Origin of the sequence: Legionella taurinensis, from assembly GCF_900452865.1 — a bacterium.
Taxonomy (GTDB): Bacteria; Pseudomonadota; Gammaproteobacteria; order Legionellales; family Legionellaceae; genus Legionella_C; species Legionella_C taurinensis.
Genome location: NZ_UGOZ01000001.1, coordinates 3,023,148 through 3,047,524, shown reverse-complemented (window position 1 = coordinate 3,047,524; position 24,377 = coordinate 3,023,148). Strand labels below are relative to the sequence as shown.

The following is a 24,377-nucleotide window of genomic DNA, read 5'->3' as shown; positions in this document are numbered from 1 at the left end:
AGCATTATTCTTGCCTCAGGGGGAGTAATTGTTGTTTTTTTAAGCTAAAATTGTGTTCAATTTAATCAAAAAAACCGGCCTTCGTGCAGGCGGATTGGAATCGCATGATTTTTAAAGCCGATTGGGAAGCGGCAGGACAAGCTGTTGTCCTGCCTAATGCTGTTATCGACGCGATGGTCTCTGAGGCCTTGCCTGACAGGAAACGCTACCGTTGGGAGCGGCTTGGCGGCGGATGCGCCAATTGCTCTATTCTTATCCGTCGCGAGCATGAGCCGGTGTATGTCCTTCGCATTTACCTGCGCGACCAGGATGCCGCCTTTCGTGAGCAGCAATTGGCAAGCCGCCTGGCACCGCAACTGCCTGTCCCGCAAAGCCGCTTTGTCGGGGTTCAGTCGGGGTATCGTTTTGCTTTAATTGATTATTGCCGGGGAATCAGCCTTCGCGAGGTGTTGCTTGGCAACGAAAAACAGCACGGTGATTCTCTCCTGTATCAGGCCGGGGTTTTACTTGGCCAAATCCAGACTCACCGCTTTAACTCGGCGGGCTTCTTCGACCGGGAATTGCATATCGTAAAACCTGAAAACCCGACGCTTGCGGCCTTTGTTGACAGGCAACTTACGCACCCGACTGCCTCAGCCCAACTGTCTACCGCGCAAAGGCAGAGAATAGCGACGTGTTTCAGCCGCTTTGCCGCCTGCCTGCCCAATGAATCCCCGGCGCACCTGGTCCATGGCGACTACGATCCTGCCAACCTGCTGGTGGATAAAAGCGATGGAGCATGGCGCATTACCGCTGCCCTTGATTGGGAGTTCGCCTTTGCCGGGTCACCGCTTTGGGATGTGGCGAACATGTTGCGTTATGCGCATGCCATGCCCGCGTCCTGGGCGTCGTCGTTTGTTGACGGTCTACAGGCAACCTGTCTGCTGCCAAACCAGTGGCAGGTGACGGTTCACCTGTTAAACCTTGCGTCCCTGTTGGACTGCCTGTGCCGTACCGAGCCCGCGAGACAACCGCGCCGGCTTCAGGATATTTTGACTCTGATGAATACCATTATCAGTCAGTTATCCCTTGAGGCCTGATTGATTCAGTGCAGTGGGTTCAAGGTCTGGGGGTGCAGAGACAGGGAGTTGCCGTTTCAACGTTTCCAATTGAGCGCGCAGACTCTTTTCGTAGCCTTTGCCTGCGCTTGCCCGCGGTGAAAAATTCGTTATACCCTGGTCCAGGCAATCAATCAGTGACTGGTAGTTCGCCGGTGTAGGTTCCTTCTGATACAGGTCAAACTCGCTTTTTAAATCGAAAATATAACGGGTACGCCGCTCCTTATCGCTTCGGCAGCCGGTACGGGCAAACCAAGAGCATGTCCATTCACTGATTTTATCTTTGACATAATAGGTCTGGGAGCGCTCCAGCAAGTAGTTATCCAGCGGTTGTAAATCACAGTTTATTCCCTTCTCACCGCTCAAATTAACCGGCTCACGGCGAGCCGGCATAAGGGAGGAGGAGGGCGGCGCTTCGCCAAAAAACAGACGCTCTGATAAGGTTTCTGGCGCCAGAATATCGCGCTGTAATGCCATCGCACTGACTTTGGACACCAAGTCTTCAACGAGGGGCGTGCGTGGCCTCGACTTTAAGCGGTGTAAAAGCGGTTCTAAACGGCCATTGCCAAAAAAAGCCTCATAGGCTTCATACAAACCCGCGCGGTTGCCGTGTTGATTAAAGCGGCCCATTAATGCATTGCAATCCTGTAAAAGATCCCATGCCTCGCGTCTGTCATTTTCTTCCTCATAGCGCATCATGTGCGGTTTAAGCTGGGAGAGGAGGGTATCCAGTTGGAGCCGTTTAGACGCCACATCCCTGTTCTGATTTCCCTTTGTGGCTTCCAACACTGCTGCCGTGTTGAGGCTTAGTGCGTTTAATTCACGCATTCGTGCGCTGGGGTTGCTTTCGACAACCGCTTCCTTGCTGACGATGTGAAGCGTCTGTGCAATGCTTTGCTGCTGTCTGGTTAATTGCAATAAATCATCCGCGGACTGGTAACGTTCAAGCTGAGATTCGATTAAGGTTGCCGCCTGACGCAATTGTTTGGAATGGCAGACAACAGTCGGGTCGCTGCGTTTTTCCATCTCGCCAAGTAGATTGATTGTTGCCGTGAGCAACGGCTGTAATTCAGCAACCAGAAGGGCAGGCTCTCTCGTCCTTTCATCGTTGGCGAGTCGCGTTAAAACGGTTTCAATGTCCTGCCGCTGCTTCATCAGCCGCATGACGTCAGACATTGCATGCAGCTGTTGCACTTTTTCATTGTTTAAGGCGGTAAGGCGCAAGGCTTTTTCCTGTAAACACTCAAACTCCGCCAGCAGGTTGTCCTGAAACCCGTTGAGTTGAGGATCTGGTGCGGCTTTGCGGCAGGAATCGATTAAATCCCTGAGATTTGTTGTTTGTTTAATCCGTTCTTGTTCAAGGGCTGCGGCCAGTTCACTGAGTGACAAATCATGAAACGATGGGCGTGAGGTGATAAGGGCGGTTGCATTTATCCCTGCCGACACGTCCGACGGAGTCTTATTTAAAAAGCACTGGAATGCCTCATTGGGCTCTTTCGTTTTTAATTCTTGAAACCACGTAAGCGACGCGTCTGTTTTTTCTGCTAGCTGAACCAGTCCCCATTCAATTTTAAGAATAGTCAGCGCCAGTTGGGCCTGCTGATGTTCACAATAAGCGAGCTGTACCGTGTATTGGCTTTGCAGCAAACGCTTCGCCATGCCTTCGATGCTTCGTTGCGAAGGTTCAAGGACTAAGTCTTTTGCCTGCTGCAACGCCTGGTTTTCTTTAAGGGTTGTTGTGTGGATTTTATGGAGCGCTTCTTTTCGCTTAAGAAGCGGGCCTTCGTCTGCCTTCATTGTCCAGAGATTTCTCTCCGGCAAAAAAGAGGTGGCCTGGTGTTTTTCAGTCGCCAATTCCCCCTCATGGGTGTCCTGTTCCAGAGCTTCCCCGCTCTCAAAGGATGTTAATTCGTAATCAATCCATTTTAATTTTTCCTTGAAGCAGACCAGAAGATCAAACAAATCTTCTTCGGCTTCGGTGGCTTGAAAAAAAGTCGTGTAATAAAGCCAATGCTGATGAACATTGTGACGGTTGAAACCAAAATAGGCATTCCCACGGCTCTGGTTTTCATAAACACGGTCAATGGCTGCGGTCATTTTTGAATGGGTGCATTCAAGATACCCCCGTAACTCCTGAGCTGGGATGTCAGTCGGAATGTAGAGTCCTTTATCGGCGCTTAAGCGCTTATGGAATTCGCTTAATCGTGTTTTTGCCATTGAAAGATGTTCTTTGCGGGTTTTAATCTGCAAAGTCAGGGTTTCTATTTCCATGGTCAGTTGCTGATGCTCCGTCTCAATCTGCAACAGTTGCTGCTGCTTTTCCTTGATGAGCGGGTCAAACTGGCTATCAGCGTCATGGCAGGCGCTTCGATAATGCTCGGTTAACAGGTCCATCGTTCGGGTTTGACGGGAAAGTGTTCCTCTGGCGTCGCTCAGCCATTTAAACGCCCGGTTAACGCGTTCACCGGCGCTCAGACGCTGCTCTTCCCGAGCTCTGGAAGAGCGTTTCGCCATCTCTTCCAGACCCTGGTTGTGTTGCTGTGTCTCTTTGCCCATTCCAATACCCTGTTCAAACGGTTTATTCCATTGCTGCGTTTGATAGTATTCGATTTTAGCGAAGGAGTGAAAGCCCCGCTATCAATAAGGTCATTAAGGTAATGCTGTAAAAGGCCAGCGCTTTAAGGGCAGGCTTTTTCCGCAAAACAAGACCAAGCAGCGTCAGGGCGATGACGCCTGGGTAAGTCAATTCAAGTACTGGCGCTAAAAACGCAGCGATTCCTCTGAAGTCCAGCAGAGAGACGACAAACGACGTCAGGGTGGTGCCGGCAAGGAGGAGTGGAAAGCGGTTTTCACCCAGCTTTAAGGACGAATGCAGGTAACGTGCAAACAGATTATTCAGCGCCACAGCCGTGGTCAGACAGGAGAAGAACATGGCGACACCCATGATAAGGGTAGCCCGGCTGCCCAGGGTATTGGCAGCGATTGCCGGTAACATCAGTTCAGGTTTCACGTGTTCAAGCAGGGCCTGGTAATGCGCACCCATGTAGACAAAGCCCAGGTACACTAAGGCCAGAAGGCTTGCCCCCAGAAGGCTCGGTTTGATGGCAAAACGTATAATGTCGCTCTGACTGGCGTTGGGAAATTGTTGCTGAATCTGGTTAAAAATCAAGGCGGAAAAAAAGAAGGCAGCAAACAAATCCATGGTTTGATAGCCAGTCAGAAAGCCATTGGTTAGCGAAATGGATGGTTTGATGGCCTGAGAGGTCTCCGGGGACTGGATAACCGCCATACCTATCAGGATGAGTAAGGTTATGATCAAGACCGGACTCATCCATTTGCCGAGTATTTTGACCATGATGCGATCGTCAAGGCAGCACAGGAAGGTAATGAGGCAAAAGAAAAGGCTGAAGGGCAAAAGATGAATCTGGGGAATTAAGTAACTCATGCTGCCGTAGGCGACAGTGATGCATCGCGGCACAACGCCAAAGGAACCGAGTAAAGCCAGCATCAACAGTGGCAGCAGCCCACCGGCCAGTTTTCCAGCGCCATTAAAAAAAGCACGGTAATCGCCATGGTGCAGTTTAATCACAAACAGCCCGGCCAGCGGCAGAAAAATACCGGTCAGTAACAATCCAAAAAAACCATACACCCAGCTCCCGCCTGCGGCATGGCCTATTTCGAGGGGGAAAACAAGATTGCCCGAGCCAAAAAACATGGCAAAAATAGCAAAGCCATAGACAAAAATGGATTTATAGTGCGGCATAAAAGCGATTCCTCAAAGGGGTTAATGGGCAGTCTGAATTGGGGGGGAGTCGAGGGCCTAGGCGGCCACATTCACCACAGGAGAAACGCAGGAGGCCAAATCATGCACGACGCGACGCGCTAACGCGTTTAAGGTGGAAGAAGCAGAACAGGGTATGAATTGGCTTATAAACATTATGGTTTGATTAAATAAATGGCAAACAATTCTCTTTATACTCAATTTTTGCCGGCTTGGCAAGCCAATAATTGCTGTTGAATCAATGAAAAGTAATAGGAATATTGATTTTTCTTGTGGTAAAATACGCAATGGCCTTGCCATTTTTGACTTTTTTTGAGTCATTGTGCGAATTTTCTTGTCAAAAACGCATGATTTCGGTAGAATGCGCACATCTTTGGCAATGCACAGACTAAATAAGCATGACCGAGGTTAATCCCAAAACTGCTGATACCCAAAACGATCCGGATGAAACTGTTTATCTGATTGCTGGCAGAATGGATGCGCAAAGCCGGTTACTGGCCAAATGGTTACATACGAACGGTAAAATATACCTGGCTTATGCTTGCCTTGACGGTTGGAATCTTTCCTACAGTACTCTCAAGTATTTTTTTGATGTTGCCCTGACCAACAGTGATCGATCGTCTTCGGATGTCATGCATGAATGGCTGCTGACTCCTGCCGGTATCGCGGTCGCTGCAACAGAGTCCATTACCCTCATTGTTTTCGCCATGCTGGCCACCCACTTTGATGACAACCCTGACAAATTAAAACGCTTCATTGCGGTTGTCTGGCCTTATTGCCGCGACACCATGAAAGGCTTGAAAAATGCTTATAAAGGAGTACGCAGCACCATTCAGATGCTCAATGTGTTGGGCGGTACTAACCTTAATTTTCTCATGCTGCCCCTGGCCCTGGCGCTTGGCGGTATTTCCATAGCCAACCGGCTATGGTTCCGCCACATGCTGAGCCAGCGCAAAGACATGATGAAAAATAACAAGCTTTTGCTGGAAGAGATTCAAAACGCGGAATCTTTAAACAAAGAAGAGTGTCAGCTGCTGCGGGAAAAAATACAGCGTCAGACGCTGAGTACTCGCCGTGCCGCTTTGTTTTCAGCTGCTTTAGGGGGCGCCATCGACAGCCTCTACCTGTACGTGGGTATACTCTTTTTAGCCCCGACGGCCTGGCCGGTCTTTGTTACCCTGTCTGTCTTTTGCATGGTCTTCTCACTCCTGTGCGTGGCCACTCGTATCTATGAGGAATATGATTTTCAAAAGAAACTGCTGATAGCCCAGGCGAAAGTGGAACTGGCGCTTTACAGTAAAGAACATGGCCAGGAAATCATTGAGTTGCTGAATGAGTTGCAGCGGCTTTCCATCGAGTTATCAAAATTTGCTCCTACAGAAGAAAATTACGAAGCCATTCAGAAACTTGAAGAACAACGCAATGCGCTTTCCCGCGACATCCACCGCATTAAGCAGGAATTTGAAGGCAAGCGGGAAGAGTTACAGTCCTTACTGACCTTGTCCTACGCCTCCGCCTTTTTAGCCGGGGCTAAAAATGGTCTGGCCGCGTTTAGCGCCGTCACCAGTATTTTATTTACCTTGGGTACGGTGTTTGTTCTGGCCTCAGCCCCTTTTCCACCGCTGCTGTTAATTCTGGGGGCAGGCCTCGGGATGGCCTTATTGATTGGCTTCATCAGCCAATCCCTCATCCAGAACTGGCGTCATCATCAGACCTTGAAGGAGCGGGAAAAGCCTTATGAGCCGCTTGCCGAGATGCTGGAAAAGATTAAGGACATCAAAAATTCCGCTCAGGAAATGAATGTCGATGAGGAAGTAAGAAGCGCTATAGACAGCGGTTTGACCCTGGATTATTCGCCCCAGTACTTTTTTCAGGAGTGGTTTGAAGTGATTCGCTCCTTCTTTTCCGGGTTAGGGAAAGGCTCCAAAGCGGTGGATTATTCCATGAATCCCCTGCAGGAAATGAATGACAAGGGGCATTATCAGGATACGCCAGCGATGCTTGGCGTGAGTGCTGTCATGTCTCTGTTTTATGCCGCAGTCCTGTCCTTAAGGGCACTGGCACGCGGCTTTGGCCGCCCGCCGCTGGATCAAATGCCTTTGATTAAAGAGGCAAAAAGTGAAGAGCGCGCCGCCTCATCGCTGCTGATTAATGAAGAAGGGGTATCGGATGAGGAAAACGACGCGTCCGGTATGGAGGTCCTATCGACCGATTCGTCGCGACGGGAACCAAATCCGCCGGTGAAAAAATTTGGTTCCCGTTCTAATCTTACCTCTTCCTGGCCCGGCTTTTTCACCCCTTCTCAATCCAAACCTATCCCCATCCCTCGTCGTACTACCTCACAACCCTCTCATTTCAACGATGTCGATATATCTCCGGGTTTAAACTAGGATCGTTATACATTTTGAATTGATGATAGACTCTGAAGGTCCGCTGTTTATTTTTAACGTCATCCAATAATTGCGTTAAGCAGGACAATAACTGCAGTTGCTGCGCATGGATAATCAGTAATTTGCGCTGGCAGGTTTGACGATGGGATTCATCCGCATCGGAACGTTCTGTCTGCTCCTGCATATGGTAAGCCTTGAGCGCCAGAATGGAGAGGCGGTCAATCATCATGCCGGGTGTTTCCGAGTGAACCGGGCAGGCATCAGGCGCCTGAGGCTCCAATTGCTGATAAAGCCATTGATCCATGGCTTCCATGCGATCGTTGCGCTGCTGGTTGCAATAATCAATTTCGCGTTTAGCTTTATAAACGAATTCAAAACCCATGTCTTCACGTCGCGCCCGATCTTCAGCATGCCATAACTGATAATTAAAGGCGTGGTTTTGTTCTACCAGGCCCAAAAAGCCTTCTTCATGGGTGGTTATGCCCTGCTGTTTCCAATCAATGATGCGATGATGATGTAACTCTTTAATTGACTCGACTAAAGTACTCATGGAATCTGACCTTGGCAAAAGGCCTAGTGTACCATGACTTAAAGCCGGTGTTGTACTTTACCGATCTACAAACGCAGGGCTCCAAAATAGCGGGAGTATAGTTTAAGGTAAGCGCCGTCGTTTTCCATGGCCAGCAATTGCCGGTTGACCGTTGCAATTAAATCCTGGCGGCTTTGGTTTGCCATGATGCCATAGCCTATACCAACGGGCAGGCTTTCGCCGATGGCTTTAAACGAGCCGCTGTTATTAACTACCCAGTATTGGGCGGCACCGGTATCAATCAGGGCCGCATCGATTTCCTCATTACTTAATGCGTTTAAGACATCCTGCTGCGTAGCGTATTCGCTGATGTCGATGGCATCCTGGTATTGCGCCTGAAGCATTTGTTTAAAGACGGTGCCCCGTTCAATGCCGACGCGTTGATTGCGGATATCCAGGATGGTATTAATGGGCGATTGGCTTTTGGTCAGAAACTGGGCGCCGCTGGCCATGTAAGGCAGGCTGAACAGGAAATTTTTTTGACGTTCGCTGGTGATGCTGATGGCACTGATGGCCAAATCGATGGTGTTGTCTTTCAGTTCAGTAAACAACTGTTCAAAGAGCATCCCTTTAAATTGGCAACGCCAGCCTGCACGCTGACAAATTTCCTGCATGAGCTCAATGTCAAAGCCATACATGTTCTTTTGCCTGTCGGCCTGCATTTCAAACGGTGGTGCGTACAAGCCGGTACCCACACGGATGGTCTGGGCATATACATTGACGCTGAGTAACACTAAAAACAGCTTTGCAAGGAAGCGCACGCTCAATTTCCTGAATTTTTTACTCAAGACTACTTTACTTGTACCGGATTGCCAAGGTAGCTTACATGCAAATTTTTAAGCGTACCCAAGAGGAGTCGTCCATGAAGTATCTGTTAGCCCTGTTAATGCTCGTTTCAGCCGCTGTGAACGCACAAGACCAGGCCCCTGCCTCGTGTCAGCCTGTGGCGGTTCAGGGTGAATCCGTGATGTTGTCGGCAAAAAAACCAGTGTTGATTTTGATTCATAATTTATCTAAAAATGATCTCTGGATTACCCATCCGGTTTCCGATCCGAGTGCAAGCGCTGGGTGGAGCAGCCGTTTAGAAAGCGATAAATGGTCGGCTCTGGCGCTGGATAAGGACGCGTTTGAATTAAGCTGTATCGAGTCGAAACCGGGGCACGAGCAGCAAATCCCCTGCACCGGTGCGATTGCGGTCTGCCAATGGCCGGTCGTGACCATGCCTGCCCAGTCAAGCGGTACGTATTGGGCCGGTGAAGACATGGCGCTTTCGGCGTTGTTGACGCATTTGGGCGGAAATGGATTTGGATTACCCCCTTCGCCCTAATCAGTGATAGACTGTAGGGAATTCGTAAAAAGACAGGTGACTGTGAGTAAGAAACGCAAAGATCCCCACTATAAGAGGGAAAAGGAAAAATACAAGCTCCCCATTCCAAGCCGTGAATGGATAATGCAGGTACTGGAAGAATACGGACGTCCTATGTCTCGAAATCAATTAATTGATAAACTCGAGATTGAGGAGCAGGAGCAGGAAGCCCTGGGCTTTCGCTTAAAGGCCATGGTGCGGGATGGGCAGATCATGCAGGATCGGCGAGGCCGCTTCTGCCTGCTCGGGCGCATCAACCTGCAACGCGGTACCATTCAGGGGCATCCTGACGGGTACGGTTTCTTTATTCCCGATGACGGCAGTGACGACATGGTGGTTTCGGCCAAAGACATGCGTGAAGTCATGCATGGCGATGTCGTGCTTGCCTACCAGAGTGGTGTCGATCGCCGCGGACGTGCGGAAGTTAAAATCCATGAAGTCGTCGAACACGCCAATACCAATGTCGTCGGGCGATTTTTTACCGAACACGGAGTTGGCTTTTTAATTCCTGATAACAAACGTCTGACGCAGGATATCTCCATTCCTCTCGAATTTGCGGGCAACGCCCGCAATGGTCAGATTGTTCTGGCCGAAATCATCGCCTTTCCCACCAAACGCAATCAGGCAATTGGCAAAATTATCCATATTCTTGGCGAGCACATGGCGCCGGGGATGGAAATTGAAGTCGCGATTCATGCCCATGCCATTCCTGCCTCCTGGCCGGAGGAAGTGCTGACAGAAGTGGCTAAAATTCCCATGCAGGTCAAAGAAGGCGATTTGAAGGGCCGTACGGATTTACGGGATTTGCCTTTTGTAACCATTGATGGCGAAGACGCCAAGGATTTTGACGACGCGGTGTACTGTTACAAAAAAGGGAAAGGCTACCAGTTGTATGTGGCCATTGCCGATGTCAGCCATTACGTGACCAAGGATTCGGCGTTGGACAGAGAAGCGGCGAATCGCGGCAATTCGGTTTATTTCCCAGGGAAAGTGGTGCCCATGCTGCCTGAGGCTTTATCCAATGGCATTTGCTCGCTCAACCCCAAGGTTGACAGACTCTGCATGGTCGCTGAAATGTCCATCAGTGCCGAAGGAAAAATTACCCGCAGCCGTTTTTACCGGGCGGTATTCCACTCCCAGGCAAGGCTAACCTACACCCAGGTGGGGCGCTGGATGGAAAGCAACACCATCGATCCGCAATACCAGTCGCTGCAACCAATGCTGATGTCGCTCTATGAGCTGTACCAGGTGCTGCACAAGGCACGCAAAGTGCGCGGCGCCATTGATTTTGATACGACTGAAACCCGAATCGAATTCGATGAGAACCGTAAAATTCAACGTATTCTTCCGGTCATACGAAACGATGCCCATCGACTGATCGAGGAGTGCATGCTGGCGGCCAACGTGGCTGTGGCGCGATTCCTTGAAAAGGCATCCATCTCTGTGCTTTACCGTGTTCACCCGGTGCCTGATGAAGACAAGATCATGGCGCTGCGCCAGTTTCTTGGAGAATTGGGCCTGACCCTGGGCGGGGGTAAGAAACCGCATCCTAAAGATTTTCAAAAAACCATGGGCATGATTGCCAACAGACCGGAAAAACACCTGATCGAAACCGTCATGCTGCGTTCGCTCAAGCAGGCGCAATACCATGAAAGCAACGATGGTCATTTTGGTCTGGCTTATTCAGCTTATACCCATTTTACCTCACCCATTCGCCGTTATCCGGATTTATTAATCCACCGCGCTATCGGTCACCTGATCGATAATCATGCGGTTGATCAGTTCAGTTACAGCGAAGACGACATGAATCGACTGGGCCGGCATTGCTCAGCCACCGAGCGGCGCGCGGATGAAGCCACACGCGAAGTGGTTGCCTGGTTGAAATGCGAATACATGCAGGACAAACTCGGGCAGGTCTTTAATGGCACCATTTCAGCGGTAACGGGGTTTGGCATTTTTGTGGAACTTGATGAAATCTACGTCGAAGGCCTGGTCCATGTGACGTCGCTGCGCAATGACTATTATGCCTTTGATGCCGTCAAACACCGCCTTGTTGGTGAGCGCGGCGGGCAGGTGTATCGTCTGGGCGATAAAATGAAAGTCCTGGTGGCGCGGGTGGATCTCGATGAGCGTAAAATTGATTTTGAGCCGGTCGAGTCAGAGAGTAATCATGAGTGAGCAGTATGTCTATGGGCTGCATGCAGTCAAAGCCCTGTTAGGCAATCCCTATCGCACCATTAGAAAACTGTATGTGAGCCAGGAACGCCTGGATCAAAAAGTACAGTCCATTCTGGAATTGGCCGAGCGCCGGAATGTCGCTGTGGAAAAATTAAATCAGCAGACGATGAATCAACGCTTTCAGGCCTTTACCCATCAAGGCCTCGTGGCGGAAGCCACACCGGTGCGTGATTTTAATGAAAGCGATTTGAAGGATCTGTTGTCAGCAAGCCAATCGCCCGCGCTTATCCTTATTTTAGACGGTGTGACCGACCCGCATAATCTGGGTGCCTGTTTACGCTCAGCCGATGCGGCCGGGGTTCGTTTTGTCATGATTCCCAAAGACAAAAGCGCCAGCATCACGCCGGTGGTCAGTAAGGTGGCCTGTGGTGCGGCGGAGTCAGTTCCCCTGGTTCGAGTGACGAATCTGGTTAGGGCAATGGAAATCATCAAACAGGAAGGTGTCTGGATTTATGGTGCCGCCGGTGAAGCGACTCAAAGTCTTTATCAACTGGATTGCCGTTCGTCCATTGCATTGGTGATGGGGGCGGAGGGCGATGGGTTAAGACGGCTGACGCGCGAGCATTGCGACGGGCTTTTTTCACTGCCCATGCTGGGCAGTGTAGAGAGTTTAAATGTCTCGGTGGCCACAGGCATTTCCCTTTATGAGGCGGTTCGCCAGCGTCAAAGCGGCTTACAGGGTTAAGTCCATGACAATGTCCTGAGAGGGGTAATGAAAGGCATTGGGCAACTGAAGTTTCAACAGCATCGCTCGACTGACAAAGGGTCGAAGGTAATCATAATGCCCCTGATCGGTATGGTGCGGGTAATGGTATTTCGCTAAAAGACTATCCAGCCCATCGCGAAAAGCGTGACGCTCCGTTTTATTCGAGATCAATTCAAGTTGAGTCCGTATGCAATAAATTCCGCCGACCAGTTCATATTCTGACAGGGGTTGTGTCGTTAAGTCTTCAAACCATTGCAACAGGGCATTGTATTGCGAGGAGTGCCAGGAAGAAAACGCCTGGAACAGACCGAAACAGTTAAAGCGGTGTTCATTCACCCATCGGTGGCAGAATGCCCTTAACTGCATGAGCTCATACTTTATTTCAATCGAGCGCAAATAGCCTGTGGCGGTACTCAGCGTTTTATGGGCCTGGTGGAGGGTTTCCTCGTCCTCAGACGTCAGCGATTTATTCCCTAACACCATGGCTAACAGATTGGCGTAATTATCAATGGCCGTGGCGACGACCCTGATTTTGATTTCCAGGGCTTTGCGGCTATCGCTATCAGCCGGATTTTGCGGCTTGATGGCCACTTCAATTTCAGCGTTATTCAGCGCTTCCTGCAGGTAATCATTGAATTTGCCCTGGACGCTGTCTTGGAGCAGCAGCAAAATGTCCTTAATGGGCAGCATGGTGCTCTTAAAAAGCCCATGAGGGGTTGGTTCCTCTTTTTTTAGCGAGAGAAACGAGGCCAGGGGGCTTTGATTCACTGTCTGCCGTTCTTCATTTGAAAGTTGCTTCAACTCCAGGCGTTTGGGTAATAAATCCTTGCGCAGACTCTCGAGGCTTTTTAAGGGATCCCGGTTAGCGTATTTCATGGTGCGTCCTGTTCACGTCCGTGTACGATGTTTTAGTTTAAAGGTTGACCAGGGCGATTAGCAAGCCGCCCCCGTTCACTGACTTGACGCGTGTGATCAACTCTGCCTATGCTAATTGAAACTAGGGAATGGTTATGGCTAAACACACAAAAACAATCAATCTGGCCCTACAGGGCGGCGGTACACACGGCGCTTTGGCCTGGGGGGTGCTGGACAGGCTTCTTGAAGACGGCAGCATTGAACTGGATTGTATTTCAGCCACCAGCGCCGGGGCAATGAACGCCGTCATTCTGGCGCAGGGAATGGCCAACGGAGGACCTGACGAAGCCCGTAAATTATTAGCCCATTTCTGGAAAACAATAAGCGAAGCCGGCGTTTTCTTCAGCCCCGTCAAGGTCACCTGGCTTGAGCAATGGCTGGGAATCACCCCTGAATTCTCCCAGGGCTATTTTCTGTTCGATATGATGACCAAATTGTTCTCTCCCTACGAATTTAATCCGGGCAATGTCAATCCGTTGCGGGACATTGTGGAGTCCTTAGTCGACTTTAAACAAATCAGTCAAAGCAAAGCCCTTCGTCTGTTTATTTGTGCAACCAATGTAAGAACCGGCAAAATCAAGGTCTTTCAAAACGAAGAAATCTGCCTTGATGCCGTCATGGCTTCCTCCTGCCTGCCTTTTCTTTTTCAGGCAGTTCAGGTGAAGGAGGATTATTATTGGGATGGTGGTTACATGGGAAATCCTGCCCTGTTCCCTCTTATTTATGAATCCCATCATAACGATATTCTGATCATCCACATCAATCCCATTCAGCGTGAAAAATTACCGCAAAAGGCTTCAGAAATCATAAACCGCATGAATGAGGTGAGTTTTAATTCGTCGCTGATGCGCGAAATGCGGGCGGTCGCTTTCGTCAGTAAGATGCTTGATGAAGGCTGGATTAAAGACGAGTATGCCCGAACCATGAAACGGATCTATATGCACGCCATACGGGCAGATAAAGCGATGGAAAATTATTCCGTGGCCAGTAAATTAAATACCGATTGGGAGTTTATCCTTCACCTGTTTGACCTGGGGCGTCATTTGGCTGATGATTGGTTAAAGGAAAACGTTATCCACCTGGGTAAACGCTCAAGTATCGATATTAATGAATATCTTTAAGGCCAGTTCAATCACCACGACTGTGTTCGCCGGTTTACTCCTTGGTACCCTGGTGGCCGTGGATTGCCTGTCGTACGCGTCGCTGATTTTTAGCGGGCCTTTATCGTCTGATCTATTGTATGGGATTTCAGCCGGCTTATTAGGCTCGGGTATCCTGTTGATTCTTATGGCCTCGTTCAGTTCGTCCCGATACACCATTGCCGCCTCTCAGGATATCTTTGCCATCATCACCGCCCTGGTGGCGGCCTCCCTTGCCAGGGAATTGCTGGCACTGGACAAAGGACTTGACCCGTTACCGACGGTGATGATGGCGATCGTCATCATGGCCCTGCTTTTGGGCCTTACCATGTACGTCTTAGGAGCGTTTAAGCTTGGAAAACTGGTTCGTTATATTCCGTACCCGGTGATTGGCGGTTTTTTGGCCGGGACAGGGTGGTTGCTCCTGGTCAGTACCCTGCAGTCTATGGTCGGCGGCCATTCTACCCTGGCCATGTTTGAGGCGCTTGTTCAGGAGCAGACGCTGGCATTATGGATTTTACCGGCGGCATTAGGCGGTAGCATCCTCATTCTGGAGCGGTTGCTGGGAAGCAGCCGCGTGTTCCCAATGATGGTTATTTTAAGTTTTGTCGGGTTTTATCTTTATTTGCTGGTTCAGGGTATTTCACTGAATGACGCGAAACAGGCCGGTTTGATGCTGGGACCCTTTCCTGACGGCAGACTCCCGTTGTGGCCCGGTGAAAACGTGCTGAATCAGTCCGTGCAATGGCGCCTGCTGCTTAATCACATGGCGGATTATTTTGCCTTGGCGGTATTGGGTATGATCAGCATGCTTCTCAATATATCGAGCTTTGAGATAAGCAGCCGCGAAAACATGGATATTAACCGCGAATTAAAGGCCAATGGCATTGCCAACAGCTTAATCAGTTTAGGCGGCGGGTTAGGCGGTTATCATGTGCTGTCGTTCTCGAAAACCAATCTCCATTTTCGCCTTGGCCAGCGCGCTGTGGGTATCCTGGCTGGTATTTTCTGTCTGATATTGATGCTTGCCGGGGCAGAGTTGTTAACCCTGTTGCCGAAATTTATTTTCAGCGGCCTGCTGCTCTATGTGGCGTTTGATTTTTTGCTGGAATGGCTGGTAACGATCAAGACGAAAATTTCCTGGTTGGATTACCTGATTGTGCTGATGATTATGGCCACCATCGTGTTTTTAGGTCTGCTGACGGGAATCATGATTGGTTTGTTATTGTCCTTAGCCATCTTCTTTTTCCGTTATAGCCGTATCCCGGTTGTGTCTTCCATGCTTTCCGCCGAAGTCTTACACAGCCACGTCGAACGCAATGAAGCAGACAAAATCCTATTGGAACAACACGGCAATAAAATTTTAATCGTCAATGTCAGAGGGTATCTTTTTTTTGGTAATGCCTATGACATCCTGAATCGCATTCGCAAGCACCTGGATAAAGGCGCGCACGGGGATTACCTGATTATTAATTTTAACCAGGTGACCGGGATTGAGGTGTCGGGTGCCTTAAGCTTCATTAATTTGCTGAATTATACCCAGAAACAACGCGTCAAGGTGCTGTTTACTCATCTACCTCGCGTGATTGAGCAGGAGATCCAGCGTTTTGCCGTCACGGAGCATAAAAAACTGGCCTATAAAAAATTCCCCGATCTTGACCATGCCCTTGAATGGTGTGAAAACGCGTTAATGCAAAAATACCAGACCAACAGGAAAGAGGATTACAAGTCGCTTTTTAATTTAAGTTTTCCTGACATTCGCGAGATTGATGATTTATTGTCTTATGGCGAACGATTGACGTTCAGCAAGGGAAGCATTGTCTGCGAGGAGGGAGAAGAAACGCGGGAACTGTTCTGGATAGCAGAGGGTGAATTGGAAATCATTTTAGGCTATGGCACAGCGAAAGAAAAACGGTTGCGCCGCCTGCTTGCCGGCACCATTGTGGGTGAAATGGCGTTCTATTTAAATCAACCCCGCACAGCCTCAGTCGTGGCGGCCAATGACTGTTTGGCTTATCGTTTTACTGCAGAGAGCCTGACTAAAATGACAGATGAGCACCCGGAACTGGCGGCGGCTTTCCATAAGGGCATCGTCAAAATAATTGCCAAGCGCTTGTTTTATGCCAATCGCCTGCTGGCCAGTGATTCCATGTAATGCGGTTGACGATGTGTAATCAGGCAGAGTACGATTGCTAACGGATGAGAGAATTCAGGGACATACTCACATGAAAAAACTGCTCTTTTTTTGTTTATTGGGTCATGCTTTTGCGGCTTATGCACAGCAGGCCATCGGCACCGTGCTGTTCGCCAGCAATCAGGTGACGGTGGAGCGCAATAACCAAAAAGTTCCACTGACGCGCGGCGCTTCCTTTTATGTGGGGGATACCATTGTGACTGGGGCCAATTCCCAGGTCCAGATTCGCTACAGCAACGGCACCTTAGTGGCATTGCAGCCCAATTCGACGTATGAGATTACCAGTTACACCCCTGAGAGTAAGGGCATCCAGAGTCAGGCCAATTTAAAAAGCGGCGGTGTGGAATCAACGACCAAGAGTCAGAAAAAAGCCATTTTAAAAACCCCGGTGATCGCCCTGGCAATTTCCGGTACCTCTTACAGAGCAATGGTGGTAAAATCGCCAACGTCAGAAAAACGATGCAAAGACAACAGGAATATCAACGCCACCCGAATTGCCACGCAAGTCTATCAGGGGCAGGTCACCATGGGGAGCACCCGTTTGGGGCCTAAAGAAAAATACAAAAGCGCTACCTATGACTGCGTTTCAGGTCAGGTGACGCCAGGGACTATTTCCTGGGGCGCATTAGGCTGGGTAGTGACTGCCGCGTCCAAGGTGGAACCGGCGTTAATGGCGATTGATGTGATTGGGCAACTGGTCCCGAGCAACGTGACCGATACCGCGGTAGAATCACCGCTGGGGCCGACACTCACCGTGACGCCTGATTTTCCACCATTCCTGGCAACCTAGTTGCAGGGAGTGATTTAATGATTTTGCTCGATTCTGCTGAATAAAAAGCATTATAATTTTAGGTTAACAGGGGCCTGATGCCGAGTTGGCAGCCTTTTTAGGGCCAAGTAACCTGCATGGAGTAGCTATGAATAAGAATAAGTGGTTATGCTATGCCTGTCTGCTGTTCCCTTTGATGGCGACTGCCAGTACAGAGCAAAGCAAAGAAATTGATTCCCCGGTGGACAATGTGCCTTCGGTGAGCCGGTATGATCTGGGTGCCGCCTACAGCTACCAGGATTTTAAATTTGATTCGTCCAAATTACTCACCTTTAACCGGTTTAATGGGCATTCCAACCTGTATGGCGTGGGCGGCAATAATTTTCAATTTAATCAGCGCATTTCCGGTGGCTTTTTTATTTACAAACTGGATACCGAACTCAGTTCGCAACTGCAACTGCTTTCCCTGCCGCTGGTTTCGTCCACGCAATCAATCCGCAACAACAGCATTTACGCCCACGTATTAACGCGCCTTATGCAGCATTTTTTCTTTGATTTGGCCGGCGGCTATGGCCAAAACAGTTTAAGCTACAATACCAGCACGCGGTTTGAGTTCCAGCAGAAAAACGGCTACGCCAATGCCATCAGTAAAAACTGGTTTGCCAGTGTGTCTGCCCTGTTTACACACACCTGGAAAGAGTTTGTATTTAACGCCAACCTGCGTGCGCTGCGCACGGAAGTAGATCAGGATCCTTACGCCATTCATTTTGCCTTTGATCCGGCAACACAGAGCGTTCCATCCTTAACCAATAAAGTATCTTATTTACAGGAAAATGCGGAACTTGGTTATAAAATCAATGACAGCGTTCAGCCGTTTGTTGAGGGCGGCCTGTTGCAGGTTCTGGATTTTTCTAATAGCCGTCCTGCGCTGACCGGCGTGATTTTAGGACCTGTCCCCGAGTTCAATCTGGACATGAATGGTTATAAAGTGGGCGGTGGTATTGCCTTCAATTACAAGCAATACGTTTTCCGTCTGGAGCAGCAGTACTTCCAGCGCGGCAGTGTCTACCACAGCAACCAATCGACTCTGTCAGTGAAAATGAACATAGGATAACCAACGAGTGAGTAATCGTTGGTTTTAAGCGGCATCTTACAGGTACTATCATGAAAGTGACTGGACATGGATGTTAAGGCTTCTTTCAAAGCCAAACGATTGCAAATTCTGGCCGGTTTTCTTGTTGTAATAGCCAGTCTCTGTCTCGAGCAATTCCGTGTTGTGGAGTCCAGTCACTTCCTGCATCGACTCGATAATTATTTTTACGACATTCTGGTCAGGAACAGCCCCAGGCCATTGCCTTCTTTCCCGCGGGTTGTCATTGCCGACATTGATGACTACTCCGTGGCAAAAAAGGGTCGCTGGCCTTGGCCGCGCGCCATTTTTGCCCAGTTGATTGAACGCCTGAAAGAGTATGGCGTCATCCTTGTCGCCTTTGATGTTGTTTTTTCCGAGCCAGAAATCAATTATGCGCTGGGTTTAAAGGACAAGATTATTCACCTGCCCTCGGCCAATTCCTGGCAGCCATTAATGGATACACTGGACAAGCTCGCGCCGGCGGTTGACAATGATTTGCTGTTCGCCAGGGCAATGCAAACCCACGAAACAGTACTGGGGTATTTGTTTTACCAGGCTAAACTCAACAAAGGCGCACTGCCTGCCGCTTTACTGAACGAAAAAGAGGAGGCTATTCAATCCAACGGGTTGTCGGTCATTCAGTTTCAAGGCTATCAATCGAGCCTTAAGTCCTTCATTGAGGCTGCTCGTTTTGGCGGGTTCGTTTCCAATTTTCCTGATGCCGACGGATTGGTCAGACACGGTCTGCTGGTCGCTGGGTTTGAAAACAAACTATACCCCAGTTTAAGCCTCGCGGTGGTCATGCGCTATCTGCTGGTGGATCATGTGTCGCTGTTAACCCGGCCAAACGGCGAGGGAAAGGCCATTTTAACCGGGCTGAATGTCGGTGGGACGGTCATTCCGCTTAATCCCTCGGGGCAAATTCTCATTCCATTTTTTGGTGAAGCCGGCACACTTCCCTATTATCCCATTGCTGATCTACTCGATAAAAAAGTTCCCGCGGAGGAACTGGCTGGGGCCATCGTCATTGTCGGCTCGTCAACCATTCTGCTATCCGATCGTCACCCGACGCCTGTTTCCGAGACGTTTCCCGGTGTAGAAATCAATGCCAATGTCATTGCAGCGATCTTAAACCAGCAAATTCCAACCATTCACCATTCGCATCACGCGAAAAAGTTGGTGGAAATGTCACTGCTTGGGGCACCGCTCATCGTGATTATGCCGTTTCTTGGCCCCGTGTGGCTGATTATTCTTTATCTGCTCTTAACTGCGGCCCTCTTGTTGGGTTCTTTTTTATTGTTTACCTATAAAAACATCTATTTTTCGGTGGCGAGTTTCTGTCTGTTGCTCTTGTTGCTGGCGCTGGTTAATTTTCTTTATGAATTTGTGTACGAGCGGCGGCAAAAAAATAAAATCAAACGGTTATTTGGGCAGTATGTGCCGCCTTCTCACATCGAGGAGATGACCAATGCGGCGGAGCATTTCAGCATGGAAGGGGAAACGCGGGAAATGTCTGTGTTATTTTCCGATGTCCGTGATTTTACCGCCATTAGCGAAAGTCTGGATGCCAGCACCGTCAAGTGGCTGTTGAATGCCTTGTTTACGCCCATGACCCGTATTATTTTTGAACATCAAGGCACCATAGACAAGTACGTGGGCGACATGGTCATGGCCTTTTGGGGTGCGCCGCTGCACGATGAGCAGCATGCGTTTCATGCCGTGGCCGCGGCCTTGGCAATCAAGACCACGTTACCAAAAACCATTCACCACGGGCAGGTTGCTTTTCCTGAAATTAAACTGGGCATTGGCATTTCCACCGGCAAAATGGATGTCGGAGACATGGGTTCGGAGTTTCGACGGGCGTATACCGTGATTGGCGACACCGTGAATCTGGCTTCGCGGCTTGAGCAACTCACTAAATTCTACCGCGTCGATATTTTAGTCAGTGAGGCGACACGGGCTTCCCAGGATGCCTTTGTCTGGCAGCTCATTGACAAGGTTACCGTGAAAGGCCGGCAGCAACCCGTGGCGATTTATGAACCCTTGGGCTACCAGCAAGAGGCCGATGCGGCCTTACTGACGCAATTACAGCATTATGAGACTGCACTGGCACTTTTTTATCAACAGCGCTGGACTCAGGCTTTAACCGCATTTCAGGCGCTGCAGAAATGCTATCCTGATAGATATCTGTATGAACTTTATATTCAACGAATTATGCACTTGCGCACCCAGGACTTACCGCCGGATTGGAATGGGGTTTTTGTGCATACGCATAAATAGGACAGAGTATGAAATTATTATTTTTAGGTACAGCCAATGGCTTATCAGAAGATGCGGGTAATTTTCATTCCAACATGCTGTTGATCACCGATGAGGGGAAAACATTACTCATTGATTGCGGTACCGATGTTCGGTTCTCCTTAGCGCATGCGAACTATGCTGCAAAAGACATTGATGCCATCTACATCAGTCATTTGCATGGGGATCACTGCGGCGGACTTGAATGGCTGGGATTTAAGCGCAAATTTACCACGGATTTGCCCAAGCCCGAGTTACTTATCCATGAAAGTTTAGTCGATCCCTTGTGGCAGCATCGCCTGGAGGGCGGTATGGCGACATTAAAAACCGAAGAAGCCTCGCTTTCCAGTTATTTCAATGTTAGGGCCATGACGGATACCATCCCGTTTGTCTGGGAGGGGATTTCATTGACTCTGATAAAAACGGTGCACATGATTTCTAATGGCGTACTGAAACCAAGCTATGGTTTGCTTATGCAGGCGAAAAAAAACAAGATTCTGCTGACGACGGACACCCAATTTAATTTACACAGGCTGCTGCCTTATTATCAGCAGGCCGACCTTATTTTTCACGATTGCGAAACGTCAGCGTATTTAAGCGGTGTGCATGCCAATTTTGTTGAGCTGAGTCAATTGGATGCCGGAATCAAAAGCAAAATGTGGTTATACCATTACAATGACGGGGAATTACCCGACGCTCAACAGCAGGGATTCTGCGGTTTCGTCAAGCGCGGGCAGGTGTTTGATCTCACTTAATCATCCTGCCCGTTAATGGCGGGCAGAATTAAACTCAGCTGACTTCCTTCGCTTTCAAGGCGATGAATTCATGAATGGTTCTGCAGACACGCGAAACCAATTCTTCAATTTCATTTTCACTGATAATTAAAGGCGGCAGCAGGCGGATGACATTTTCCGCGGTGACATTGAACAAAACCCCATGCTTAAGCCCAATCGCCCGGGCATCATTCGCGGGTCTGTCGAGTTCAATTCCCAGCATGAGGCCGCGGCCGCGGATGGCGCGCACCGCCGGATGATCGTTGAGTTCACGCATGAGTTTTTCTTTAAGAAAGTTGCCGTTACTTGCGGCCTTCTCACACAGTTTGTCACGCTCAATGACCTCAAGCACGGTCAGGGCCGTCGCGCAGGCTAATGGATTGCCGCCGAAAGTGGAGCCATGATTGCCCGGTTTAAAGAGGTTGCAGGCGCGCTGACTCATTAAGCAGGCACTGATGGGTACGCCATTGGCCAATCCCTTAGCGGTCGTGACGATATCCGGACGAATATTGGTGTGCATGTAAGCAAACCATTTACCGGTGCGGCCGTTGCCCGTCTGGATTTCATCGAGGATCAGCAGCCAGTCATGTTGGTGACAAAGTTGTTCCACTGCCCGTAAGTAAGAATCATCCGCGGCAAAAATACCGCCCTCACCCTGAACGGGTTCAAGCATGATGGCAACCACATCGTCGCGATTCGCCGCGATGGTATGCAGGGCTTCCAGATCATTAAATGGCGCACGGATAAAACCCGGAACCAGAGGCTCAAAGCCGGCCTGCACCTTGCGGCTGCCGGAGGCTGTGAGTGTCGCCATGGTACGGCCGTGAAATGCACGCTCCATGACAATAATGGACGGTGTTTCGATGCCTTTTTTATGTCCGTACAGACGGGTCAGTTTAATGGCCGCTTCGTTGGCCTCGGCGCCTGAATTGGCAAAAAAAACCTGTTCCATGCCGGTAATTGCCGTTAACTTTTCGGCAAGCAATTCCTGCTCTTTAATGTGGAAGGCATTGGATGTGTGCAGCAGTTTGGCCGCCTGAGTTTGGATGGTTTTAGTGACGTCGGGGTGAGCATGACCCAACCCGCAGACGGCAATACCGCTTAAGCCATCAAGGTAGGCCTTGCCGTGTTCATCATAAAGCCAGACACCTTCTCCATGAGTAAAAGTAATCGGCAGCGGGTTATAACTCGTAATTAATGCCATTAAAACTCCTTATTAATCATCAGGCGGTTAAACCTGCACTATTAGCGCAGGTTCTCTTCTACAAATTGCCAGTTCACCAGATTCCAGAATGCACTGACATAGTCAGGACGGGCATTACGGTAATCGATGTAATAGGCATGTTCCCAGACGTCACAGGTCAACAGGGCATTCAATCCCTCTGTCATCGGGGTGCCGGCATTGCTGGTACTGGTGATTTTCAATTCGCCGTCCTTGTCCTGCACCAGCCAGGCCCAGCCTGAACCAAACGTGGTAATGGCCGCTTGACTGAATTGCTCTTTAAACGCGGAAAAGGAACCAAATTTTTTAGCAATCATGTCAGCCAGTCGCCCTTTGGGTTCGCCGCCGCCGTTAGGGCTTAAACAATGCCAGTAAAAGGTATGATTCCACACCTGAGCGGCATTATTAAAAATACCGCCTGAGGACTGTTTGATGATGTCTTCAAGGCTTAACTGCTCGAATTCGGTACCGGCAATTAATTTGTTAAGGTTAGTCACGTACGCATTGTGATGTTTGCCATAATGATATTCCAGGGTTTCTTTGGAAATGGTGGGCGCTAAGGCTTCGAGACTGTAAGGTAAGGGGGGTAAGCTGAATGCCATGAATCATTCTCCAGTTTTATTTTTGAGTTAGTAAGTGTAGCAGGATGTTCAACATATTCAATGCGGGTAAAGGGTAACCCCAGTTGCTAACTGGTCTTATTTTCGCCATAATTGGCGGTGTTTTTTTAATTTTCAAAAATGTAGGTGACTTTGTGGAAACCATTGATAAAATCAAACAACAAATTGCTGAAAATGCGATATTGTTATATATGAAGGGCACGCCTAAAATGCCTCAATGCGGCTTTTCTGCCCGTGCTGTCCAGTGCATTGATGCGTGTGGTGTTGATTTTGCTTATGTCGATGTACTTGCCAATCCTGACATCCGTCAAACGCTTCCTCAATATGCTGATTGGCCCACCTTCCCGCAGCTTTGGGTAAAAGGTGAATTAATCGGGGGTTCTGATATCATTGCCGAACTCTATCAGCAGGGGGAACTGGAAGCCTTGTTAAGAGACGCGATTGCTCTCTAAGCCATTGCACCCTGTACACTGTGAATTTAAATCCGCGTACCTGGTACGCCTTTCCTAAGGAGAAGCAGATGAGTGTTTTAGTTGGAAGAAAAGCCCCGGACTTTACTGTACCTGCCGTACTCGGTAATGGTGAAATCACTGATAAATTGAATTTGCATGACACCATCAAAGGAAAATACGGGCTTGTTTTCTTCTACCCCCTCGATTTCACCTTTGTATGCCCTTCCGAGCTGATTGCTCTGGATCACCGCATGCATGAGTTTAAAGAGCGCGGAGTGGAAGTGATTGCGGTATCCATTGATTCGCAATTTACGCATAATGCTTACCGTAACACGGCAGTGAAAGACGGGGGTATTGGCCCGGTCAAATTCGCTCTGGCGGCTGACATTTCGCATACCATTTGCCAATCTTACGGCGTGGAACACCCTGTTGCCGGCGTTGCATTCCGCGGGGCTTTTGTCATCGATAAAAATGGCGTGGTCCGTTCACAAATCGTGAATGACTTACCCATTGGCCGAAATGTGGATGAAATTCTGCGTATTATCGATGCGGTCCAATTCTTTGAAGAACATGGCGAAGTCTGCCCAGCCGGCTGGCAAAAAGGCAAGGCGGGTATGAAGGCTTCTCCCAAAGGGGTTGCCGAGTACCTGGCGTCTCACTCTGACTCGCTGTAACAGTTTTCTGCCGGCGTTAGCG

At 49.3% G+C, this 24,377-nt stretch carries 21 protein-coding genes; 13 read left to right on the top strand and 8 right to left on the bottom strand.

Going from position 1 to position 24,377, the window contains the following annotated elements:
* Positions 1-83: 83 nt before the first annotated feature.
* Positions 84-1,079 carry a phosphotransferase family protein gene (locus tag DYE45_RS14000; protein WP_133138198.1) on the top strand — a complete coding sequence of 332 codons (996 nt, stop codon included), beginning with the start codon at positions 84-86 and terminating at the stop codon, positions 1,077-1,079.
* On the opposite strand, the gene DYE45_RS13995 is transcribed toward DYE45_RS14000, so the two are convergent.
* Genes DYE45_RS13995 through DYE45_RS14610 form a run of 3 tightly spaced genes read right to left on the bottom strand, consistent with a single transcriptional unit; the run spans position 1,062 to position 5,199 of the window.
* On the bottom strand, positions 1,062-3,653 hold the full coding sequence (locus tag DYE45_RS13995) for a hypothetical protein (RefSeq protein ID WP_115301013.1): 2,592 nt from the start codon (positions 3,651-3,653) through the stop codon (positions 1,062-1,064). The two genes, DYE45_RS14000 and DYE45_RS13995, sit on opposite strands and share 18 nt — an antisense overlap.
* Before the next feature lie 55 nt (positions 3,654-3,708).
* Entirely contained in the window at positions 3,709-4,860 is a 1,152-nt protein-coding gene (locus DYE45_RS13990; protein WP_108290916.1) for a branched-chain amino acid transport system II carrier protein, read from the bottom strand.
* Positions 4,861-4,917: 57 nt separating this feature from the next.
* The gene (locus DYE45_RS14610; protein WP_133138199.1) at positions 4,918-5,199 is read right to left on the bottom strand and encodes a hypothetical protein; all 282 of its coding nucleotides are present in this window, start codon (positions 5,197-5,199) and stop codon (positions 4,918-4,920) included.
* 77 nt (positions 5,200-5,276) lie between these two features.
* Here DYE45_RS14610 and DYE45_RS13985 point away from each other — a divergent pair, with 77 nt between their 5' ends.
* On the top strand, positions 5,277-7,268 hold the full coding sequence (locus tag DYE45_RS13985; RefSeq protein ID WP_115301012.1) for an AAA family ATPase: 1,992 nt from the start codon (positions 5,277-5,279) through the stop codon (positions 7,266-7,268).
* On the opposite strand, the gene DYE45_RS13980 is transcribed toward DYE45_RS13985, so the two are convergent.
* On the bottom strand, positions 7,234-7,818 hold the full coding sequence (locus DYE45_RS13980) for a DUF4254 domain-containing protein (RefSeq protein ID WP_108290912.1): 585 nt from the start codon (positions 7,816-7,818) through the stop codon (positions 7,234-7,236). The two genes, DYE45_RS13985 and DYE45_RS13980, sit on opposite strands and share 35 nt — an antisense overlap.
* Before the next feature lie 65 nt (positions 7,819-7,883).
* Positions 7,884-8,618 (bottom strand): transporter substrate-binding domain-containing protein, encoded by a 735-nt coding sequence (locus tag DYE45_RS13975; RefSeq protein WP_108290910.1) that lies wholly within the window; start codon positions 8,616-8,618, stop codon positions 7,884-7,886.
* Positions 8,619-8,719: 101 nt separating this feature from the next.
* On the opposite strand from DYE45_RS13975, the gene DYE45_RS13970 reads away from it, so the two are divergent.
* The 3 genes from DYE45_RS13970 (at position 8,720) to rlmB (ending at position 12,146) form a co-directional block, all read left to right on the top strand.
* Complete coding sequence (locus tag DYE45_RS13970; RefSeq protein WP_108291372.1) at positions 8,720-9,184, top strand: hypothetical protein; 465 nt, start codon at positions 8,720-8,722, stop codon at positions 9,182-9,184.
* Between the two features lie 153 nt (positions 9,185-9,337).
* On the top strand, positions 9,338-11,401 hold the full coding sequence (rnr, locus tag DYE45_RS13965; protein ID WP_370447874.1) for a ribonuclease R: 2,064 nt from the start codon (positions 9,338-9,340) through the stop codon (positions 11,399-11,401).
* Positions 11,394-12,146, top strand: a complete 753-nt coding sequence (rlmB, locus tag DYE45_RS13960) for a 23S rRNA (guanosine(2251)-2'-O)-methyltransferase RlmB (RefSeq protein ID WP_108290906.1) — start codon at positions 11,394-11,396, stop codon at positions 12,144-12,146. Before rnr ends, rlmB begins: the two co-directional genes overlap by 8 nt.
* Here the strand turns inward: rlmB and DYE45_RS13955 are convergent.
* On the bottom strand, positions 12,135-13,043 hold the full coding sequence (locus tag DYE45_RS13955; RefSeq protein ID WP_108290904.1) for a hypothetical protein: 909 nt from the start codon (positions 13,041-13,043) through the stop codon (positions 12,135-12,137). The genes rlmB and DYE45_RS13955 overlap by 12 nt on opposite strands.
* Before the next feature lie 134 nt (positions 13,044-13,177).
* Between DYE45_RS13955 and DYE45_RS13950 the strand changes: the two genes are divergently transcribed.
* The 6 genes from DYE45_RS13950 to DYE45_RS13925 all read left to right on the top strand — a co-directional run bounded on the left by DYE45_RS13950 (position 13,178) and on the right by DYE45_RS13925 (position 21,369).
* Positions 13,178-14,203, top strand: coding sequence for a patatin-like phospholipase family protein (locus tag DYE45_RS13950; protein ID WP_108291370.1), 1,026 nt, complete (start codon positions 13,178-13,180; stop codon positions 14,201-14,203).
* A complete protein-coding gene (locus tag DYE45_RS13945) occupies positions 14,190-16,376 on the top strand; it encodes an SLC26A/SulP transporter family protein (protein WP_108290902.1) in 2,187 nt (728 codons plus the stop codon). Before DYE45_RS13950 ends, DYE45_RS13945 begins: the two co-directional genes overlap by 14 nt.
* A gap of 70 nt (positions 16,377-16,446) precedes the next feature.
* Positions 16,447-17,205, top strand: coding sequence for a FecR family protein (locus DYE45_RS13940; RefSeq protein WP_115301011.1), 759 nt, complete (start codon positions 16,447-16,449; stop codon positions 17,203-17,205).
* A 127-nt stretch (positions 17,206-17,332) separates the two neighbouring features.
* On the top strand, positions 17,333-18,298 hold the full coding sequence (locus tag DYE45_RS13935) for a hypothetical protein (RefSeq protein WP_108290898.1): 966 nt from the start codon (positions 17,333-17,335) through the stop codon (positions 18,296-18,298).
* 66 nt (positions 18,299-18,364) lie between these two features.
* Positions 18,365-20,596 carry a CHASE2 domain-containing protein gene (locus tag DYE45_RS13930; RefSeq protein ID WP_108290896.1) on the top strand — a complete coding sequence of 744 codons (2,232 nt, stop codon included), beginning with the start codon at positions 18,365-18,367 and terminating at the stop codon, positions 20,594-20,596.
* Positions 20,597-20,604: 8 nt separating this feature from the next.
* On the top strand, positions 20,605-21,369 hold the full coding sequence (locus DYE45_RS13925; RefSeq protein WP_108290894.1) for an MBL fold metallo-hydrolase: 765 nt from the start codon (positions 20,605-20,607) through the stop codon (positions 21,367-21,369).
* A 34-nt stretch (positions 21,370-21,403) separates the two neighbouring features.
* Here DYE45_RS13925 and DYE45_RS13920 read toward each other — a convergent pair whose 3' ends face one another.
* Together DYE45_RS13920 and DYE45_RS13915 are read right to left on the bottom strand one after the other, a co-directional pair.
* A complete protein-coding gene (locus tag DYE45_RS13920) occupies positions 21,404-22,591 on the bottom strand; it encodes an aspartate aminotransferase family protein (RefSeq protein WP_108290892.1) in 1,188 nt (395 codons plus the stop codon).
* 41 nt (positions 22,592-22,632) lie between these two features.
* Positions 22,633-23,211 carry a superoxide dismutase gene (locus DYE45_RS13915; protein WP_108290890.1) on the bottom strand — a complete coding sequence of 193 codons (579 nt, stop codon included), beginning with the start codon at positions 23,209-23,211 and terminating at the stop codon, positions 22,633-22,635.
* Between the two features lie 152 nt (positions 23,212-23,363).
* On the opposite strand from DYE45_RS13915, the gene grxD reads away from it, so the two are divergent.
* Both grxD and DYE45_RS13905 read left to right on the top strand, forming a co-directional pair.
* The gene (grxD, locus tag DYE45_RS13910) at positions 23,364-23,681 is read left to right on the top strand and encodes a Grx4 family monothiol glutaredoxin (protein ID WP_108291368.1); all 318 of its coding nucleotides are present in this window, start codon (positions 23,364-23,366) and stop codon (positions 23,679-23,681) included.
* Between the two features lie 68 nt (positions 23,682-23,749).
* Positions 23,750-24,355 carry a peroxiredoxin gene (locus DYE45_RS13905; RefSeq protein ID WP_058532548.1) on the top strand — a complete coding sequence of 202 codons (606 nt, stop codon included), beginning with the start codon at positions 23,750-23,752 and terminating at the stop codon, positions 24,353-24,355.
* Positions 24,356-24,377: the final 22 nt, after the last annotated feature.

Coding starts and splice junctions, on each gene's coding strand:
- DYE45_RS13995 (WP_115301013.1), bottom strand. CDS start 3,653: ATGGGCAAAGAGACACAGCAACACAACCAGGGTCTGGAAGAGATGGCG.
- DYE45_RS13990 (WP_108290916.1), bottom strand. CDS start 4,860: ATGCCGCACTATAAATCCATTTTTGTCTATGGCTTTGCTATTTTTGCC.
- DYE45_RS14610 (WP_133138199.1), bottom strand. CDS start 5,199: ATGACTCAAAAAAAGTCAAAAATGGCAAGGCCATTGCGTATTTTACCA.
- DYE45_RS13985 (WP_115301012.1), top strand. CDS start 5,277: ATGACCGAGGTTAATCCCAAAACTGCTGATACCCAAAACGATCCGGAT.
- DYE45_RS13980 (WP_108290912.1), bottom strand. CDS start 7,818: ATGAGTACTTTAGTCGAGTCAATTAAAGAGTTACATCATCATCGCATC.
- DYE45_RS13970 (WP_108291372.1), top strand. CDS start 8,720: ATGAAGTATCTGTTAGCCCTGTTAATGCTCGTTTCAGCCGCTGTGAAC.
- rnr (WP_370447874.1), top strand. CDS start 9,338: ATGTCTCGAAATCAATTAATTGATAAACTCGAGATTGAGGAGCAGGAG.
- rlmB (WP_108290906.1), top strand. CDS start 11,394: ATGAGTGAGCAGTATGTCTATGGGCTGCATGCAGTCAAAGCCCTGTTA.
- DYE45_RS13955 (WP_108290904.1), bottom strand. CDS start 13,043: ATGAAATACGCTAACCGGGATCCCTTAAAAAGCCTCGAGAGTCTGCGC.
- DYE45_RS13950 (WP_108291370.1), top strand. CDS start 13,178: ATGGCTAAACACACAAAAACAATCAATCTGGCCCTACAGGGCGGCGGT.
- DYE45_RS13945 (WP_108290902.1), top strand. CDS start 14,190: ATGAATATCTTTAAGGCCAGTTCAATCACCACGACTGTGTTCGCCGGT.
- DYE45_RS13940 (WP_115301011.1), top strand. CDS start 16,447: ATGAAAAAACTGCTCTTTTTTTGTTTATTGGGTCATGCTTTTGCGGCT.
- DYE45_RS13935 (WP_108290898.1), top strand. CDS start 17,333: ATGAATAAGAATAAGTGGTTATGCTATGCCTGTCTGCTGTTCCCTTTG.
- DYE45_RS13930 (WP_108290896.1), top strand. CDS start 18,365: ATGGATGTTAAGGCTTCTTTCAAAGCCAAACGATTGCAAATTCTGGCC.
- DYE45_RS13925 (WP_108290894.1), top strand. CDS start 20,605: ATGAAATTATTATTTTTAGGTACAGCCAATGGCTTATCAGAAGATGCG.
- DYE45_RS13920 (WP_108290892.1), bottom strand. CDS start 22,591: ATGGCATTAATTACGAGTTATAACCCGCTGCCGATTACTTTTACTCAT.
- DYE45_RS13915 (WP_108290890.1), bottom strand. CDS start 23,211: ATGGCATTCAGCTTACCCCCCTTACCTTACAGTCTCGAAGCCTTAGCG.
- DYE45_RS13905 (WP_058532548.1), top strand. CDS start 23,750: ATGAGTGTTTTAGTTGGAAGAAAAGCCCCGGACTTTACTGTACCTGCC.